This window comes from Pseudomonas sp. 15A4, assembly GCF_016925575.1.
In the GTDB taxonomy this organism is placed as follows: domain Bacteria; phylum Pseudomonadota; class Gammaproteobacteria; order Pseudomonadales; family Pseudomonadaceae; genus Aquipseudomonas.
In genome coordinates this window covers 353,360-370,137 of record NZ_CP068986.1, presented here as the reverse complement: position 1 = coordinate 370,137, position 16,778 = coordinate 353,360, and the positions used below count along the sequence as shown (strand labels likewise).

12 protein-coding genes, 2 tRNA genes and 1 pseudogene are annotated in these 16,778 nt (G+C 60.8%); 12 read left to right on the top strand and 3 right to left on the bottom strand.

All coding sequences use genetic code 11. The features are described 5' to 3' along the window. Positions 1 to 3: 3 nt before the first annotated feature. Positions 4 to 1,125, bottom strand: coding sequence for a tRNA epoxyqueuosine(34) reductase QueG (gene queG, locus JN403_RS01680; protein WP_240356779.1), 1,122 nt, complete (start codon positions 1,123 to 1,125; stop codon positions 4 to 6). A 62-nt stretch (positions 1,126 to 1,187) separates the two neighbouring features. Here queG and JN403_RS01675 point away from each other — a divergent pair, with 62 nt between their 5' ends. From JN403_RS01675 to JN403_RS01620, 12 genes and pseudogenes are all read left to right on the top strand, one after another. Then, the gene (locus tag JN403_RS01675) at positions 1,188 to 2,684 is read left to right on the top strand and encodes an NAD(P)H-hydrate dehydratase (RefSeq protein ID WP_205484912.1); all 1,497 of its coding nucleotides are present in this window, start codon (positions 1,188 to 1,190) and stop codon (positions 2,682 to 2,684) included. Next, complete coding sequence (tsaE, locus tag JN403_RS01670; RefSeq protein ID WP_205484911.1) at positions 2,672 to 3,142, top strand: tRNA (adenosine(37)-N6)-threonylcarbamoyltransferase complex ATPase subunit type 1 TsaE; 471 nt, start codon at positions 2,672 to 2,674, stop codon at positions 3,140 to 3,142. Before JN403_RS01675 ends, tsaE begins: the two co-directional genes overlap by 13 nt. A 13-nt stretch (positions 3,143 to 3,155) precedes the next feature. Next, positions 3,156 to 4,598: an N-acetylmuramoyl-L-alanine amidase gene (locus tag JN403_RS01665; protein ID WP_205484910.1), complete on the top strand. Its 1,443-nt coding sequence runs from the start codon at positions 3,156 to 3,158 to the stop codon at positions 4,596 to 4,598. Between the two features lie 50 nt (positions 4,599 to 4,648). After that, the gene (mutL, locus tag JN403_RS01660; RefSeq protein WP_205487204.1) at positions 4,649 to 6,580 is read left to right on the top strand and encodes a DNA mismatch repair endonuclease MutL; all 1,932 of its coding nucleotides are present in this window, start codon (positions 4,649 to 4,651) and stop codon (positions 6,578 to 6,580) included. Continuing rightward, positions 6,580 to 7,551 (top strand): tRNA (adenosine(37)-N6)-dimethylallyltransferase MiaA, encoded by a 972-nt coding sequence (miaA, locus tag JN403_RS01655; RefSeq protein ID WP_205484909.1) that lies wholly within the window; start codon positions 6,580 to 6,582, stop codon positions 7,549 to 7,551. Before mutL ends, miaA begins: the two co-directional genes overlap by 1 nt. Positions 7,552 to 7,655: 104 nt before the next feature. After that, positions 7,656 to 7,916, top strand: a complete 261-nt coding sequence (gene hfq, locus JN403_RS01650; RefSeq protein WP_019691505.1) for an RNA chaperone Hfq — start codon at positions 7,656 to 7,658, stop codon at positions 7,914 to 7,916. 12 nt (positions 7,917 to 7,928) lie between these two features. Next, complete coding sequence (gene hflX, locus JN403_RS01645) at positions 7,929 to 9,230, top strand: ribosome rescue GTPase HflX (RefSeq protein ID WP_172610535.1); 1,302 nt, start codon at positions 7,929 to 7,931, stop codon at positions 9,228 to 9,230. A gap of 96 nt (positions 9,231 to 9,326) precedes the next feature. Next, positions 9,327 to 10,507, top strand: a pseudogene (gene hflK / locus JN403_RS01640) (FtsH protease activity modulator HflK). Then, positions 10,507 to 11,376, top strand: coding sequence for a protease modulator HflC (hflC, locus tag JN403_RS01635; RefSeq protein ID WP_122533818.1), 870 nt, complete (start codon positions 10,507 to 10,509; stop codon positions 11,374 to 11,376). The pseudogene hflK and the gene hflC overlap by 1 nt, the downstream one beginning before the upstream one ends. Positions 11,377 to 11,666: 290 nt before the next feature. Further along, positions 11,667 to 12,854 (top strand): ATP phosphoribosyltransferase regulatory subunit, encoded by a 1,188-nt coding sequence (locus JN403_RS01630; RefSeq protein WP_205484908.1) that lies wholly within the window; start codon positions 11,667 to 11,669, stop codon positions 12,852 to 12,854. A 54-nt stretch (positions 12,855 to 12,908) separates the two neighbouring features. Beyond that, positions 12,909 to 14,201: an adenylosuccinate synthase gene (locus JN403_RS01625; protein WP_122533816.1), complete on the top strand. Its 1,293-nt coding sequence runs from the start codon at positions 12,909 to 12,911 to the stop codon at positions 14,199 to 14,201. A gap of 149 nt (positions 14,202 to 14,350) precedes the next feature. After that, on the top strand, positions 14,351 to 16,285 hold the full coding sequence (locus JN403_RS01620; RefSeq protein ID WP_172610538.1) for a methyl-accepting chemotaxis protein: 1,935 nt from the start codon (positions 14,351 to 14,353) through the stop codon (positions 16,283 to 16,285). Between the two features lie 74 nt (positions 16,286 to 16,359). Here JN403_RS01620 and JN403_RS01615 read toward each other — a convergent pair. Continuing rightward, positions 16,360 to 16,446: transfer RNA gene (locus JN403_RS01615), tRNA-Leu, on the bottom strand. Between the two features lie 194 nt (positions 16,447 to 16,640). Beyond that, positions 16,641 to 16,727 (bottom strand) — tRNA-Leu (locus tag JN403_RS01610). Positions 16,728 to 16,778 lie beyond the last annotated feature (51 nt).

Sequence of the window (16,778 nt, the reverse complement as noted above, 5' to 3'; positions counted from 1 at the left end):
GCGCTATGACGGCAAGCGCGCTGCGGACCTGGCTTCATGTTGCCGCAACGCCCATTCCACATGTTCACGCACCATCTCTGACGGGTGCTCCAGCCGTGCCTTCAGCGCTTCGATCACCGCAATGGTAGACGGTGCGTTGCCCAGCCCCACGGCCAGATTTCTCAACCAGCGCTCATACCCGGCACGCCGCAACGGTGAGCCTTCGGTGTTACTGAGAAATGTCGTTTCATCCCACAAAAACAACGTGGTCAGTTCCGCGTTATCAAGGCCGTGGCGGGGTTTGAAGTCTGTTTGATCGGTCGGACGGGCGAAGCGATTCCACGGACAGACGATCTGACAGTCATCACAGCCGAACACCCGATTGCCGATCAGCGGGCGCAAGTCTTCGGGGATCGACGTCTTCAGCTCGATGGTCAGGTAGGAAATACATTTGCGCGCATCCAGCACGTAGGGCCCGACGAACGCATTGGTCGGGCATACGTCCAGGCACGCCGTGCAGCGCCCGCAGTGCTCGGTGGTGTGTGGCGCGTCTACCGGCAGCGGCAGGTCGACGAACAGCTCACTGAGGAAGAAATAACTGCCGGCCTTGCGATTGAGCACCAGGGTGTTCTTGCCGATCCAGCCCAGCCCGGCCTGTTCGGCGATGGCCTTTTCCAGCACCGGCGCGCTGTCGACGAACGCGCGAAACCCGAAGGGCCCGATCGCCTGCTGAATGCGCTCCGCCAGTTGCTGCACGCGCTTGCGAATCAGCTTGTGGTAATCACGGCCCAACGCGTAACGGGACACGTAGGCTTTCTCGGGCTGTCCCAGTAACTGAGCCATCTGCGTGTCGCCGGGCAGATAGTCCATGCGCAACGACACCACACGCAGCGTTCCTGGCACCAGCTCGTCCGGGTGCGAACGTTTGCTGCCATGCGCTGCCATATAGTCCATCTCGCCGTGATACCCGGCGTCGAGCCAGCGCTCCAGGTGCTGCTCGTGCTCGGCCAGGTCCAGTCCCGAGATCCCGACTTGCTGAAAGCCGAGCTCGCGCCCCCATGCCTTGATCGATTGGGCAAGGTCTGTCAGCCCGGCTTCCGTTAAAGGCACTGAGGCTGTGGATGGATCTACAGTTATCGCGGACATGCAAAGAGGACACCGGGGCGCAGGTGCGTATAATTCTGCCAGACATCGGAGCCCAAAGACGCATGTTGCACAGCAAACCCTCATTTCCCGACGCACTGTACAGCGCTGCCCAAGTGCGCGACCTCGACGCGCGCCTGATTGCCGCCGGCACGCCCGGCTTCGAGCTGATGCAACGTGCCGCCCATGCGGCATGGCGGGCAATACGTCGTCGCTGGCCCGAGAGTAGACAACTAACGGTGATGGCCGGTCGCGGCAACAACGCCGGCGACGGCTATCTCGTCGCTGCGCTGGCCCGGCGTGCCGGCTGGCAGGTTAACGTGCTGGCCGTGGGTGACAGCGACGCGCTGGCCGGCGATGCCCGTTCCGCCTATGAAGAGGCGGTTGCTGCCAACGTCGATATCCAGCCATGGCAACAGCAGGCGCTGGCCGGCATTGTCGTCGATGCATTGTTGGGCACCGGACTGACGGGCGACGTGCGCGCGCCTTATGCAGCAGCCATTGACGCCATCAACGACAGTGGATTGCCGGTCGTGGCCGTCGATCTCCCTTCGGGACTCTGCGCGGATACCGGACGAACCCTCGGTTGCGCAGTTCACGCCGATCTCACCGTCACCTTCATCGGCCTCAAGGTCGGGCTGTTCACCGGCGATGCGCCCGAGCTGGTGGGTGAGCTGGTGTTCGATGACTTGCAGGCGGACGCCGAGATCATCCGGCAGACGCCAGTGAGCGTCAGACGGCTGGATACTTTCAATCTGCCCACCCTGGCGCCTCGCTCACGCACCGCGCACAAGGGCATGTTCGGCCGCGTGCTGGTGGTGGGCGGCGATCGGGGCTTCGGCGGCGCTGCATTGCTCGCCACCGAAAGCACGCTGCGCACCGGCGCGGGCATGGTCACGCTGGCAACGCGGCCGGAACATGTCAGCGCCGCGCTGACGCGATTCCCCGAAGTCATGAGCGCCGGTATCAGCTCGGCCAACCAGTTGCGAGCCTTGATCGAGCCCGCGTCGGTGCTGGTGGTCGGTCCGGGCCTCGGTCAGCACAGTTGGGGGAAAAGCCTGTTGTCGGCGGCTGCCAACGCGACATTGCCGCAGGTCTGGGACGCCGACGCATTGAATGAGCTGGCGACCGGCACGGTGCAACTGCCCGAGGGCAGCGTAATCACCCCGCATCCTGGCGAAGCCGCGCGGCTGCTGGGCACCGATACCAAACATATTCAAGCCGATCGTCCGGCTGCGGCGCGGGCGCTGGCTAAAAAATTTAACGCTGTATGCGTTCTAAAAGGCAGCGGCAGTCTTATCGCCAACCCTGCCGGTGACCTCGCACTGGCCGATCACGGCCATCCGGCGATGGCCACCGGCGGGCTGGGCGATGTGCTGTCGGGTGTCATCGGCGCGTTGATGGCGCAAAAGATGAGCGCCTACGACGCTGCCTGTCTGGGCGTCTGGCTGCACGCCCTCGCCGGTGAGCAATGCGGCGCCAGCGGGCGAGGGCTCGCTGCCGCTGATCTGATTCCTGTTATTCGTCAGCTTCTGGAGGAGCACCAACCGTGTCTGAGCTAACCCTGAAGCTCATGGGTGAAGAGGCCATGACCCACTTCGGCGCACGTATAGCCCAAGTAACTGAAAGCAATGGGATTATTTTTCTGGAGGGCGACTTGGGGGCAGGTAAGACCACGCTGTCCCGAGGGATCATTCGCGGCCTTGGGTATACTGGTGCGGTAAAAAGTCCGACGTTCACGCTGGTAGAACCTTACGAAATTGGGAGAAACCGCGCGTATCACTTTGATCTCTACCGACTTGTTGACCCAGAAGAGCTAGAATTCCTCGGCATCCGGGACTATTTCGAAGGCGATGCCCTTTGTCTCATCGAATGGCCCAATCTGGGTGCAGGCCTTTTGCCAAAGCCTGACCTGATCATTACCATAAGGCCGCTCGATGAAGGTCGAGCGTTGACGCTGAGCCCAAAAAGCTCGCGTGGCGAGATGTGGTGTGCAGCTTTGGCGCCTTCGTTTAAATAGACATTCAATAGATATGGGGTTTGGTATGCGCATGCGCGCGCTGGTTACTGTGATTGGACTGCTGCTGGCGACACTGGCTGTCGACGCGTTGGCCGCTTCACAGGTACGAAGTGTCCGCTTATGGCGTGCTCCGGATAACACTCGACTGGTTTTCGACCTGTCTGGCCCCGTTCAGCACAGTGTCTTCACGCTGCAGTCCCCTGATCGTCTGGTCATCGACATCAACGGCGCTACCCTGGGCGGCGCATTGAATGTGCCGACGGCCAACACGCCGATCACCAGCATGCGCTCGGCGCAACGCACGCCTGACGACCTGCGCGTGGTCATCGACCTGAAAAAGGCGGTGACGCCCAAGAGCTTCACCCTCGCGCCGAACCAGCAATACGGCAACCGTCTGGTGGTCGACCTGTACGACAATGCCGCCGATGCCAATCCGCCGCCGTCTGTTGCTGATACCCCGGCCACCGCCGCGCCTGCGACGCCGGCGGTGGTGCCGATCAGCCCGTCCAAGCCTGAGATCAAACTCACCCCTGTGCCAAACGGCAAGCGCGACATCGTCGTCGTTATTGATGCCGGTCACGGCGGTGAAGACCCGGGCGCGTCCGGCGGCCGTGGTGAGAAAGAAAAGAACGTCGTGCTCGCGATTGCCAAGGAGCTGCAGCGCCAGATCAACGGCGAGAAGGGCTATCGCGCTGAATTGACCCGTACCGGCGATTACTTCATCCCACTGCGTAAGCGCACGGAAATCGCGCGCGCCAAGGGCGCTGATCTATTCGTCTCCATTCACGCCGACGCCGCGCCTTCATCGGCGGCCTTCGGGGCTTCTGTGTTTGCCTTGTCCGAGCGCGGCGCAACCTCGGAGACAGCACGCTGGCTGGCGGACAGTGAAAACCGTTCCGACTTGATCGGTGGCGCCGGGGCCGTGAGCCTCGATGACAAGGACCGCATGCTCGCTGGCGTGCTGCTTGATCTGTCGATGACTGCGTCGCTGACCTCAAGCCTGAACGTCGGTCAGAAGGTGCTGACCAACATCGGCCGCGTGACCTCGCTGCACAAGTCTCGCGTCGAGCAGGCGGGCTTTATGGTGCTGAAGTCGCCGGATATTCCTTCGATTCTGGTTGAGACCGGTTTTATCTCCAACGCGGCCGAAGCGAACAAGCTGGAAGGCGCAAGTCACCAGCAGGCATTGGCGCGCTCCATCACCGCGGGCGTGAAGCAGTTCTTCCAGCAGAATCCGCCCCAAGGCACCTACATCGCCTGGTTACGGGACAACGGCAAGCTGGCCATGGGCGCCCGCGAGCACACGGTCCGGCCCGGCGAATCGCTCAGCATGATCGCGGCGCGCTACGACATGACCATGCCAATGCTGCGTACAGCCAATCATCTAAGCTCTGACGAATTGAAAGTCGGCCAGCAATTGAGAATCCCCAGCGCAGAACTGGCAGGTGAGCCGTGACCGACCTGTTGCTCGGTGATCAGGAACTGGATGTCAGCGTAATCTCCGATATACCTGCGGCAGAAGCCGCGCGTATCCAGCTGTTGAGCCCGCGGCTTGCCAACCAGATTGCAGCGGGCGAGGTCGTCGAACGGCCTGCGTCGGTGATCAAGGAGCTGCTCGAGAACAGCCTTGATTCCGGCGCGCGTCGCATCGATGTCGACGTTGAACAGGCCGGCATCAAGCTGCTACGTGTTCGCGACGACGGCGGCGGCATTTCTTCGGATGACCTGCCCCTGGCGCTGGCCCGACATGCCACCAGCAAGATCCGCGATCTGGAAGACCTTGAGCGCGTCATGAGCCTTGGCTTTCGGGGCGAGGCGCTGGCGTCGATTAGCTCGGTGGCCCGTTTGACCCTGACATCGCGCACACGCGACGCTGATCAGGCGTGGCAGGTCGAGACCGAAGGCCGCGACATGGCTTCTCGGGTTCAGCCCGCTGCGCACCCGGTCGGCACCTCCGTGGAAGTCCGCGACCTGTTTTTCAACACCCCGGCGCGACGCAAGTTTCTCAAAGCCGAGAAAACCGAGTTCGATCATCTCCAGGAAGTGATCAAGCGCATGGCGCTGGCGCGTTTCGACGTGGCCTTTCATTTGCGCCACAACGGCAAGACCGTCCTGAGCCTGCACGAAGCTCGCGACGACGTTTCGCGCGCGAGAAGGGTGTCGGCCATTTGCGGGCCCGGTTTTCTAGAGCAGGCGCTGCCGATCGAGGTCGAGCGCAACGGGTTGAGGTTGTGGGGGTGGGTGGGACTGCCGACGTTCTCGCGCAGCCAGGCCGATTTGCAGTATTTCTTCGTCAACGGCCGTGCGGTGCGCGACAAGCTGGTTGCCCACGCGGTGCGTCAGGCTTACCGCGACGTGCTGTTCAACGGCCGACATCCGACCTTCGTGCTGTTTTTTGAAGTCGATCCGGCGGTCGTCGACGTTAACGTCCATCCGACCAAGCACGAAGTTCGGTTCCGCGACGGACGCATGGTGCACGATTTTCTCTACGGTACCCTGCATCGGGCCCTCGGTGATGTGCGACCTGAAGATCAGCTCGCTGGCACCACATCGGTCACCGCGCTGGTGCGCCCAACTGGCCCGGATGCCGGCGAGTTCGGGCCCCAGGGCGAAATGCGTCTGGCCAACAACGTGCTGGAAACGCCGCAAGGTCAGACCTGGAGTCCGCCCGCAGGATCTGCGCCCGGCTCTGGCAGTGGTGCGGGTTACCAATATCAATACACGCCGCGGCCGTCGTCGGTGCTTCCGGCTGAAGAGGCGCGTGCCGCTTACACCGAATTCTTTGCCCCGCTGCCCGGCGCGCAGTCTCCGGCGGGCGCAGGCAGCGTCGCGTTGCCCGACTCCCAAGGCGATGTGCCGCCGCTGGGTTATGCCCTCGCTCAGCTCAAGGGCATTTATATCCTCGCGGAAAACGCCCACGGCCTGGTGCTGGTGGACATGCACGCCGCCCATGAGCGGATCATGTACGAACGTTTGAAGATCGCCATGGCCAGCGAAGGCCTGAGCGGTCAGCCGCTGCTGGTGCCGGAGTCCATCGCGGTCAGCCAGCGTGAGGCCGACTGCGCCGAAGAGCATATGACGACGTTCCAGCAACTGGGCTTCGAATTACAGCGCCTGGGGCCAGAGACGCTCGCGATACGGCAGATACCTGCACTGCTCAAGCAGGCTGAGGCGAATCGACTGGTGCACGATGTGCTGGGCGATCTGATGGAGTACGGCACCAGCGATCGCGTCCAGGCGCACATGAATGAACTGCTCGGTACCATGGCGTGCCATGGCGCGATTCGCGCCAATCGCCGGCTCGCCATTCCGGAAATGAACGGCCTGCTGCGTGACATGGAAAACACTGAACGCAGCGGTCAATGCAACCACGGACGTCCCACCTGGACCCAGCTGGGTCTGGATGATCTGGACAAACTGTTCCTGCGCGGTCGCTGATGAGTGCGCTTCCTCCGGCCATCTTTCTGATGGGGCCCACCGCCGCCGGGAAAACCGATCTCGCCATCGAGCTGACCAAAGTGCTGCCGTGTGAGCTGATCAGTGTGGATTCCGCGCTGGTTTATCGGGGCATGGACATCGGCACCGCCAAGCCATCAAAGGCGCTGCTGGACGCGTACCCGCACCGTCTCATCGATATCCTCGACCCGAGCCAGAACTACTCTGCGGCCGATTTTCGAACCGATGCCCTGCATGCCATGGCGGAAATTACCGCCCGGGGAAAAATTCCCCTGCTGGTGGGCGGCACGATGTTGTATTTCAAGGCTCTACTGGAAGGCCTGGCCGACATGCCCGCGGCGGATGCTGAGGTTCGGGCGCAAATTGAAGCACAAGCGGCCAGTCAGGGTTGGCAGGCACTGCATGATGAGCTCGCGAGCATCGATCCGGTGTCGGCAGCGAGAATTCACCCCAACGATCCTCAGCGGCTGGTTCGCGCGCTGGAAGTCTTTCGGGTGAGCGGAATGAGCATGACCGCGCACCGTGAACAACAAAGTGCGCAAAGTGCTCAAGCGAGCGCTTCGGGGCGTCATCAATTGCCCTATACTGTCGCAAATCTCGCGATCGCACCGACGGATCGCAAGGTGCTCCACGACCGAATTGCTGTGCGTTTCAGGCAAATGCTTGATGAAGGATTCGTTGAAGAAGTCGTAGCGCTACGTTCGAGGGGTGATCTGCACTCGAATTTACCGTCTATAAGAGCTGTAGGGTATCGCCAGGTCTGGGATCATCTGGACGGCAGGCTGACTCGGGATGAAATGCAGGAGCGCGGCATCATTGCCACGCGCCAGCTGGCCAAGAGGCAGTTCACCTGGTTGCGCAGCTGGCAGGATTTGCACTGGTTGGACAGCCTGGCTTGCGACAATCTGCCACGCGCCTTGAAATACCTGGGGTCGGTCTCCATATTGAGCTGAGTCCTTGCAATAGCCGTCTATCCTTGGGGGATAGCCTTCGGGGGGTAGCGGCCCAAGCCAATGTTTTCGAATTTATTCTATTGATCCTTAAAGGAGTGCGGCACATGTCAAAAGGGCATTCGCTACAAGACCCTTACCTGAACACTTTGCGTAAAGAAAAGGTTGGGGTTTCGATCTACCTGGTAAACGGTATCAAGCTGCAAGGCACTATCGAATCCTTTGACCAGTTCGTTATTTTGCTGAAGAACACTGTCAGCCAAATGGTCTACAAACACGCCATCTCGACTGTCGTTCCCGTCCGCCCGATTCGTCTGCCTAGCGCTACCGAATCCGAGCAGGCTGACGCCGAGCCAGGTAACGCCTGATAGGAGTCTGCTTTGTTCTTTGAGCGCCACAGTGGTGGTGAGCGGGCGATCCTCGTTCACTTGGATGGTCAGGACCCTGAGGCGCGCGAAGATCCGCAGGAGTTCAGGGAGCTGGCGCTGTCGGCTGGCGCCGACATTGTCTCGTTCGTCAACGTGCCAAGGCATCGGCCAACGGCCAAGTATCTGGTAGGCAGCGGCAAGGTCGAGGAATTACGCGACCTGGTCAAAACCGAAAAGTCAGATATCGTCATCTTCAATCATGTCCTTACACCCAGTCAGGAACGTAACCTCGAACGTGTTTTCGAGTGTCGCGTGCTTGACCGTACGGGCCTGATTCTCGACATCTTCGCCCAACGGGCACGCACCCATGAAGGCAAGCTGCAGGTCGAATTGGCCCAGCTTGAGCACATGAGTACGCGGCTGGTACGTGGCTGGACTCACCTTGAGCGTCAGGGCGGCGGTATAGGTCTGCGCGGTCCGGGTGAAACCCAGCTCGAAACGGACCGACGCCTGTTGCGGGTACGCTTGCGTCAGATCAAGGGCCGGCTTGAAAAAGTCCGCAGTCAGCGTGACCAGGCCCGTCGTGGCCGCTCCCGCGCCGACATCCCTACGGTTTCGATCGTTGGCTACACCAACGCCGGCAAGTCAACGCTGTTCAATGCGGTGACCGACTCCGACGTCTATGCGGCTGATCAGCTCTTCGCGACCCTCGACCCGACCCTGCGCCGCCTTGAACTCAAAGACCTTGGGCCGATTGTGCTGGCTGACACGGTGGGTTTCATCCGCCATTTGCCGCACAAGCTGGTCGAGGCCTTTCGGGCTACGCTCGAAGAGTCGAGCAACTCCGATCTGCTCTTGCATGTGATCGACGCTCATGAGCCCGATCGCCTCGAGCAGATCGAGCAGGTCATGGTGGTGCTGGGCGAGATTGGGGCCCAGGACTTGCCGATGCTCGAGGTGTATAACAAACTCGATCTGCTCGAAGGGGTTGAGCCGCAGATTCAACGCGATGCCGATGGCAAGCCGCAACGGGTCTGGGTCTCTGCCCGTGACGGTCGCGGTTTGGATTTGCTCAAGCAAGCCATCGCCGAAGTGTTGGGCAATGACCTCTTTGTGGGGACGCTGCGCCTCACGCAGGAGTTCGCCCGGTTGCGTGCCCAGTTTTTCAATCTGGGTGCGGTGCAGAGCGAAGAGCATGACGAAGAAGGCCAGAGTCTTCTGGCTGTACGGTTACCCCGAGTTGAATTCAATCGCCTGGTGAGTCGCGAAGGACTGCAGCCGCTGGAATTCATCGAGCAACACACTTTGCAATAAAAGCCTGACAAAGCGGTTGTACCGCTTCGACGGGCATTCTGTAGCATTGGTCGGCGCGCCGTGGGCGCGTCTTTGCTTTATCAGATGGAGAGCGCTATGGCTTGGAATGAGCCGGGTGGCAACTCGAATAATCAGGATCCTTGGGGTGGTAAGCGCAAGGGCGGCGACCGCAAGGGGCCACCGGATCTCGACGAGGCCTTCCGTAAGCTGCAGGAAAGCCTGAATGGGTTGTTCGGTGGTGGTAAAAACGCAGTGGCGATGGTGGCGGCAGCGGCGGTGGATCGAGCAAGGGCGGTGGCCTCGGCCTGCTAGGCGTCGGTCTGGTCGTGCTGCTCGCCATCTGGCTGTACAACGCAATTTATGTGGTCGACGAGCAGGAGCAGGCCGTTGTGCTGCGCTTCGGCAAGTACTACGAAACTGTCGGGCCGGGTCTGAACATCTACTTCCCGCCGTTCGATCGCAAGTACCTCGAAAACGTGACCCGTGAACGTGCGTACAGCAAGCAGGGCCAGATGCTCACCGAAGACGAGAACATCGTCGAAGTACCACTGACCGTGCAGTACAAGATCACCAATCTGCAGGATTTCGTGCTGAACGTTGATCAGCCTGAAGTCAGCCTCCAGCACGCAACTGAAAGTGCCTTGCGCCATGTGGTCGGTTCGACTGCCATGGATCAGGTGCTGACTGAAGGTCGTGAGTTGATGGCCAGCGAAATCAAGGAGCGGTTGCAGCGCTTCCTCGATACCTATCGCACCGGTATCACCGTGACTCAGGTTAACGTGCAGAGCGCTGCGGCGCCGCGCGAAGTTCAGGAAGCGTTCGATGACGTGATCCGCGCCCGTGAAGACGAGCAGCGCTCACGCAACCAGGCTGAAACATACGCCAACGGTGTGATCCCGGAAGCACGCGGTCAGGCTCAGCGTATCGTCGAAGACGCCAACGGTTATCGTGACGAAGTGGTCTCTCGGGCCAAGGGTGAAGCGGATCGCTTTACCAAGCTGGTTGCCGAGTACCGCAAGGCACCGGAAGTCACGCGTGAGCGTCTGTACCTGGACACCATGCAGGAAGTCTTCAGCAACACCAGCAAGGTGCTCGTGACTGGCGAGAAAGGTCAGAACAACCTTCTTTACCTGCCGTTGGACAAAATGATTGATAGCAGCCGTAACGGTTCCAGCTCGTCTGCCACTGGCGGCGCTGCCGCTGCACCGGCAGATCCGGGCTCGCGGGCAGCGGACATGCAACAACAACGCGACACGCGCACTAGGGAGACTCGTTGATGAGCAATAAATCTCTGGTTGCCCTGATTGTCTGCGTCGTGTTGGCCGTGGTCGCATGGAACAGCTTTTACATCGTCGCTCAGACCGAGCGCGCGGTGCTGCTGCAATTCGGTCGCGTGGTTCAAGCGGATGTTTCGCCGGGCCTGCATGTGAAGATTCCCTACGTGAATCAGGTGCGCAAGTTCGATGGTCGGTTGATGACCCTGGATGCGCCGACTCAGCGTTTCCTGACGCTGGAAAAGAAAGCCGTGATGGTTGATGCCTATGCCAAGTGGCGCGTGAAGGACGCTGAGCGTTTCTACACCGCGACATCAGGCCTGAAGCAAATCGCCGATGAGCGTCTCTCCCGTCGTCTCGAGTCCGGTCTGCGTGACCAGTTCGGTAAGCGCACGCTGCACGAGGTGGTTTCGGGTGAGCGTGACGCGTTGATGGCTGACATCACTGCGTCGCTGAACACCATGGCTGGCAAAGAGCTGGGCATCGAAGTTGTCGATGTTCGGGTCAAGGCCATCGACCTGCCGAAGGAAGTGAACCGCAGCGTGTTCGAGCGCATGAGCACCGAACGTGAGCGTGAAGCCCGTGAGCACCGCGCCAAGGGTAACGAGTTGGCGGAGGGCATCCGTGCCGACGCCGATCGTCAGCGTCGCGTTCTGTTGGCTGAAGCATATCGCGAGTCTGAAGAGGCGCGCGGTGATGGGGATGCTCAAGCGTCTGCGATCTACTCCAAGGCCTACGGTCAGGATCAGGAGTTCTACGCGTTCTACCGTAGCCTGCGCGCCTACCGTGAAAGCTTCGCAAACAAAAGCGACGTGATGGTGCTGGACCCAGGCAGCGAGTTCTTCCGCTACCTGCAAAAATCCAAGCCGTAATCGCATCGGCACCTGACCACTCCGCCGGGCGGCAAAACAGCCCGTCGGGGTGATCGCGCGACAAAACGTGTGTATGATGCGGCAGCCGGGAAATTCCCGGCTTTTTTGCGTCTGCACGATTGATTGGCCGTGGCGTGTTCCGTGCGCGGCAGTTTTTTCGAGGACGGTGTTCACGATAGTGCGGCGCATCGGGCAGGGGGCATTCCCTTGCACTGCGTCCGCAGAATGCTGTCTGCTTCACTCAAGGCTTGCCCAAGGGCCGGCCGCCCGGATCATAGGGGAAAGGCGTAATGGCAACGGTTGACCGCTGGCTGCTGCCGGATGGCATCGAAGAAGTACTGCCGCCGGAAGCTGCGCGCATTGAAGTCGCGCGTCGTCAGGTGCTGGATCTGTTTCAGAGATGGGGCTACGAGTTTGTCGTGACCCCGCACATCGAATACCTCGAATCACTGCTCACCGGTGCGGGCCAGGATCTGGATCTGCGCACCTTTAAAGTGGTCGACCCGCAATCGGGGCGGCAGATGGGTTTCCGCGCGGACATCACGCCGCAGGTCGCCCGCATCGACGCCCACACCCTGCGTCGCGAAGGCCCAAGTCGTCTCTGCTACGCTGGCAGCGTGCTGCATGCCCAGCCGCGTGCGCTTTCGTCCTCGCGCAGCCCGATCCAGCTGGGCGCCGAGCTGTACGGCGACGCAAGCCCAAGCAGCGACGTTGAAGTCATCAGCCTCATGCTGGCAATGCTGCAACTGGCTGATGTGCCGGACGTCCATATGGACCTTGGCCACGTCGGGATTTACCGCGGTCTTGCCCGCGCTGCCGGGTTGTCCGGTGAAGTCGAGCAACAGCTGTTTGATGCACTGCAGCGCAAAGCCATCGACGAGGTCATAGCCTTGACCGAAGGTCTGCCGGCCGATCTGGCCAGCATGCTGCGCGCGCTGGTGGATCTGTGTGGCGACCGTACCGTGCTGGCACAGGCCCGCGACCGTCTGGCGAATGCGCCGGCGCCGGTCATCGAAGCGCTGGACGATCTGCTGGAAATCGCCGAACGTCTGTCGGCCCGGTTTCCTGAGCTACCGTTGTACTTTGACCTTGGTGAGCTGCGCGGCTACCACTACCACACGGGTGTGGTGTTTGCGGTTTTCGTTCCGGGTGTTGGTCAGTCGATTGCCCAGGGCGGTCGGTACGATGACATTGGTGCCGACTTCGGTCGCGCGCGCCCGGCGACAGGGTTTTCCACCGATTTGAAAACCCTGGTGACACGCGGCCAGGCGCAGATCGAGCTACCGTCTGGCGGTATCTGGATGCCGGACAGCACTGATGCAGCGCTGTGGCAAAAGGTCTGTCAGCTGCGCGCAGAGGGTCAGCGTGTGGTTCAGGCCTTGCCAGGCCAACCGGTTTCAGCGGCGCAAGACGCTGACTGCGATCGGCAATTGATTCAGCAGGGCGAGCGTTGGCAGGTAATGCCGCTGGCCTCTTGAGTTTCCCCGCCGGCCGCTGCCGGCACCAAGTTTGCGCGAATGAGGACAAGTGTTATGGGTAAGAATGTCGTAGTCCTGGGCACCCAATGGGGTGATGAGGGCAAAGGCAAGATCGTTGATCTGCTGACCGAACATGCAACCGCGGTAGTGCGCTATCAAGGTGGCCACAACGCTGGCCACACACTGGTGATCGACGGCGAAAAAACCGTCCTGCACCTGATTCCGTCCGGCGTCCTGCGCGAAGGCGTGCAGTGCCTGATCGGCAACGGTGTGGTCGTCGCGCCTGATGCACTGATGCGCGAAATCACCAAGCTGGAAGAGAAGGGCATTCCGGTGCGCGAGCGTCTGCGCATCAGCCCGTCCTGCCCACTGATCCTGTCCTATCACGTGGCCCTTGATCAGGCCCGCGAAAAAGCCCGTGGCGAGCACAAGATCGGCACGACCGGTCGCGGCATCGGCCCGGCTTACGAAGACAAGGTTGCGCGTCGTGGCCTGCGCATTGGTGATCTGTTCCACCGCGAGCGCTTCGCCGCCAAGCTGGGCGAACTGCTGGATTACCACAACTTCGTCCTGGTCAATTACTACAAAGAGCCAGCGATCGACTTCCAGAAGACACTCGATGAGTGCATGGAATACGCCGAGCTGCTCAAGCCGATGATGCTCGACGTGACCGCCACGCTGCACGAAATGCGTCGCGCCGGCAAAGACATCATGTTCGAAGGTGCCCAGGGTTCGCTGCTGGACATCGACCATGGTACCTACCCGTACGTCACCAGTTCGAACACCACTGCGGGCGGCATCGCCACTGGTTCGGGCATGGGCCCGATGTACCTGGATTACATCCTTGGCATCACCAAGGCCTACACCACTCGCGTGGGTTCGGGTCCGTTCCCGACTGAGCTGTTCGACGACGTCGGCGCGTTCCTGGCCAAGCGCGGTCACGAGTTCGGTGCAACTACCGGGCGTGCGCGCCGCTGTGGCTGGTTCGACGCCGTTATCCTGCGTCGCGCCATCGACGTCAACAGCATCTCGGGCATCTGCCTGACCAAGCTGGACGTGCTTGACGGTCTCGAGACCATCAACATCTGCGTGGGCTACAAGAACGAGAACGGTGCAGTGATCGACGCCCCGACCGACGCCGACAGCTACATCGGCCTGGAGCCGGTGTACGAAGAAGTGCCGGGCTGGTCCGAGTCGACCCTGGGTGCCAAGACCCTGGAAGAGCTGCCTGCCAACGCTCGCGCTTACATCAAGCGCCTTGAAGAACTGGTCGGCGCACCGATCGACATTATTTCGACGGGGCCTGACCGCAACGAGACGATCGTTCTGCGTCATCCGTTCGATTGATAAGTCGTTGAAACACAAACAAAGGGTCGCCTCGGCGGCCCTTTGTTTTGCCCCTGAAAACTGTCGGGCACTGCGGCACGACCCTTGCTGTGATTCCACGTATAAAACGATGCCATCATTTTAATGGCGTGTGTTGTGGGGGAATTCCTGTGTCGGCTGTTACTTCTCTTCTACGCAGTCGCTTGCTGCGACCCGTATTCATTGCTCTTGGTATCGCGCTTCTGGTGCAAGTGCTGGTTGCCGTCGCCCTCACACGGAGCACCGTCACGGCGCTTGAGGCTGAGCTGGCAGCGCGGCTGAGTGTAGATTCGCAACACTTGACCGGCGAGCTGGAGCAGGCGAGCCGCGACGTAACGTCTAGTCTGGACAGTCTTTCGCAAAATACACGTCAGCGCCTGAGCGCCGGCCTGTCGACGCGTCTGAAAGATGAACAGAAGCAACTGCGTGCGACGCTGGAGAAGGACCTTCAGGATTCAGCGACGGACATGGCCGAGCTGCTGGCTGCGGTCGCGCCACGGGCGATGTGGGATGGCGATACGCCGACGCTGTCGGAGTTCGCGCGCCGTGCGCAACGCAATCCGAATGTGCTGTTCGTGGTCTACGACGACGCTCAGGGCGAGCACTTGACGCGTTATCTGAATCGCGAGAACGAATCCATCAAAGCTCTGCTGGCGAAAGGCGAAGGTGAGCGCGCCATGGACAAGGTCCTGAACGCGGCGCAGAAAGACCCATCTGTGTATTACGTAGAAGCATCGATCAGCCCCAATGGCGTCGAGATCGGCAAAGTCCGCATGGGTGTGTCGACCACCTCTGTGGAAGAGAATCTGGCAGCGCTGGACAAGCGCTTTATTGCGTTGATCGGCAGCGGTGATCAGTTGGTTTCGGAAAGCCTGGGCGGCGCGGCGGCCGAGAGCTCTGCCGCGTTGCGCTCGCGTCTGCAAACGGCGCAATCGTCGGCTACTGCGATGGCAACCAATACCAGCTCCGCTGTCCAGGAGGCCGCGACCACGCTGCGCTGGAGAATCGGTGTCGGGCTGTCTCTGGTGGGGCTCGGCGTGCTGGTGGCCTTGGCCATCGTGCTGGGGCGCCGCGTTGTACTGCGCTTGCAGTTGCTCAACCGTGCGCTGGACGATCTGGCGGCAGGCGAAGGCGATTTGACCAAGCGCGTCAAACTCAACAGCAACGATGAGATAGGCGACATGGCTGCGGCCGTAAACCGCTTCGTCGACAAGTTGCAGCCGATCGTTCGAGAGGCGGGGGATGTGGCGCAGCAGACGGGCGTCGAGATTGGCGCCATGAGCAAGCGCAACGCGGGCGCCGGCGCTGCGGCCGAATTGCAGCGCGATGAGGTGGCTGCCAGCCTTCAAGCGCTGGCACAGATGGCAGACGAGGCCCAGGCCGAGAGCCAGGCGATGCAGGCAGCATTGCGGCAGGTCGTGGACATTCGCCAGGCAACGGATGAAAACACCCGCACCTCCAATCAGGTGGGCAGTTTGATCGAGGCGCTGGCCGGGCAGGTGGAGACGGGTGCCCAGGTCATCGAGCGGCTGGCGCAGCAAAGCCAGCAGATCGAAGTGGTGCTGGAAGTGATCCATGGCATCGCCGAGCAAACCAACCTGCTTGCCCTCAACGCTGCCATTGAAGCAGCGCGCGCCGGCGAGACCGGTCGAGGTTTCGCCGTTGTCGCCGATGAGGTGCGCGCGTTGGCGAGCAAGACGCAAAGCTCAACGGGGGATATCCAGGAACACATCGCCAAGCTGCAGTCCGGGGCGCGAGAGGCCGTGGCGACGATTGGTCTCGCCGGGCGTCAGGCCAAAGAAGGGCTTGCGGTGCTGAAAGACAGCGCGCGATTGCAGCAGTCTGTGCAGGTGTCTGTCGAGCAGGTTCATGCGGCGATTGGTCTGGCCACTCGGGCCGCAGAACATCAGGCTCAGGGCGCGCAAGCGGTGCGGGGGCGTGTAGAAGTCATTCACGCTCAAGCCGAGAAGGCTGCCCAGGCCGTGGTCGAGACGACCGCCAGCGGCAAGACGCTGGACAGGCTGGCCGCGCAGCTCAAGGCCAGCCTCGGGCAGTTCCGCGCCTAGTCACCTTCACGGATGGGGGTTATTGCAGCCCCCGGAAAACAAAAAACCGAGCACTTGGCTCGGTTTTGTTTGTTTGGTGCCCAGAAGAAGACTCGAACTTCCACGACCTTGCGGTCACCAGCACCTGAAGCTGGCGTGTCTACCAATTTCACCATCTGGGCATGGCGCTGATTTAATTAGATTTTTCGCGGGAGTGCAACTGAATTTTTGAATTTGTTGGAGGCACGGCGGGGGATGCATTTGCAGCGAGGGGCAGAGCACGAGATGTGGTCTACGCTAACGGATATTTTTACAACGCTTGACTTTTCAAACCGCAAAATGCACAAAACCGAGCCTAAGCTCGGTTTCGTTGAATTGGTGCCCAGAAGAAGACTCGAACTTCCACGACCTTGCGGTCACCAGCACCTGAAGCTGGCGTGTCTACCAATTTCACCATCTGGGCAGTTCGTTGATTTCATTCGATATTTCGTTTGATTTCAACTACAACTTGGCA

What these genes read in the sequence shown, in the direction of transcription:
- hfq (WP_019691505.1), top strand. Translation starts at nt 7,656, where the DNA reads ATGTCAAAAGGGCATTCGCTACAAGACCCTTACCTGAACACTTTGCGT.
- queG (WP_240356779.1), bottom strand. Translation starts at nt 1,125, where the DNA reads ATGTCCGCGATAACTGTAGATCCATCCACAGCCTCAGTGCCTTTAACG.
- hflC (WP_122533818.1), top strand. Translation starts at nt 10,507, where the DNA reads ATGAGCAATAAATCTCTGGTTGCCCTGATTGTCTGCGTCGTGTTGGCC.
- JN403_RS01630 (WP_205484908.1), top strand. Translation starts at nt 11,667, where the DNA reads ATGGCAACGGTTGACCGCTGGCTGCTGCCGGATGGCATCGAAGAAGTA.
- JN403_RS01625 (WP_122533816.1), top strand. Translation starts at nt 12,909, where the DNA reads ATGGGTAAGAATGTCGTAGTCCTGGGCACCCAATGGGGTGATGAGGGC.
- miaA (WP_205484909.1), top strand. Translation starts at nt 6,580, where the DNA reads ATGAGTGCGCTTCCTCCGGCCATCTTTCTGATGGGGCCCACCGCCGCC.
- JN403_RS01675 (WP_205484912.1), top strand. Translation starts at nt 1,188, where the DNA reads ATGTTGCACAGCAAACCCTCATTTCCCGACGCACTGTACAGCGCTGCC.
- JN403_RS01665 (WP_205484910.1), top strand. Translation starts at nt 3,156, where the DNA reads ATGGGGTTTGGTATGCGCATGCGCGCGCTGGTTACTGTGATTGGACTG.